At 66.2% G+C, this 848-nt stretch carries 1 protein-coding gene; it reads right to left on the bottom strand.

What is annotated here, in order from left to right; translation table 11 throughout:
• Positions 1-129: 129 nt before the first annotated feature.
• Positions 130-807 (bottom strand): DUF1013 domain-containing protein, encoded by a 678-nt coding sequence (locus tag ASE88_RS18365; RefSeq protein ID WP_055873545.1) that lies wholly within the window; start codon positions 805-807, stop codon positions 130-132.
• Positions 808-848 lie beyond the last annotated feature (41 nt).

The raw sequence follows: 848 nt of genomic DNA, 5'->3' as shown, positions 1-848 counted from the left end.
GGGGGAGATGGCGCCGAAGGCGTCGGAGGGGGAGGACACGCAACAGGCGTTTCCCTTCCCTCCCCCTCCGTCAGGCTGCGCCTGCCACCTCCCCCTGGCGGGGGAGGATTTTTAAGGCGGGTTAAACGCTCAGCGCTTGAAGGGGTCGTCGAAGAGCGGCTTGACGGGGAGGACGCCGCCGTCCGCGACGAACTGCGCATCCGCAGCCGCCTGCGTGCGTTCGGCGCGGAGCTGCTGGAGCAAGACTTCGCGATCACCTTCGAGGCGGGTGTCGGTCGGGGCTTCCATCCCGGCGGCCTTTGCTGCCTTCGCAACTGCCGCATCGAGCTCGCGCTGCGAGGTCAGGCCGAGCGTGACGGGATCCTTCGGCGTGATGTTGGCGATGTTCCAGTGGCTGCGGTCGCGGATCGCGGCGATCGTCGTGCGAGTCGTGCCGATCAGCAGCGAGATCGCGCCGTCGGTGATCTCCGGGTGATTGCGGATGATCCACGAAATACCGTCGGGCTTGTCCTGGCGCTTCGAGACCGGCGTGTAGCGCGGGCCCTTGGTGCGGCGGACCTGCTCCGGGCCCTTGATCATCTTGAGCTGGTAATCGGGATCGGCAGCACCCTTGTCGATCTCGTCCTGCGTCACTTCGTGCGCGCGGACGGGATCGCGACCGGTGAGCTTGGTCGAGGTGGTGTCGTCGGCGATCGCCTGGATCTCAAGGATGTGCAGACCGCAAAAGTCCGCGATCTGCTCAAAGCTGAGCGCGGTATTATCGACCATCCAGGCGGCGGTCGCGTGGGGCATGAGCGGCTGGGCCACGGCGGGAACTCCGTAAAAATAGAAAGGGCCGCCCCTTTCGG

Source organism: Sphingomonas sp. Leaf38 (genome assembly GCF_001421825.1).
Lineage (GTDB): Bacteria > Pseudomonadota > Alphaproteobacteria > Sphingomonadales > Sphingomonadaceae > Sphingomonas.
Note: the sequence above shows the minus strand (reverse complement) of the source record. Positions and strands in the feature narration are given on the sequence as shown.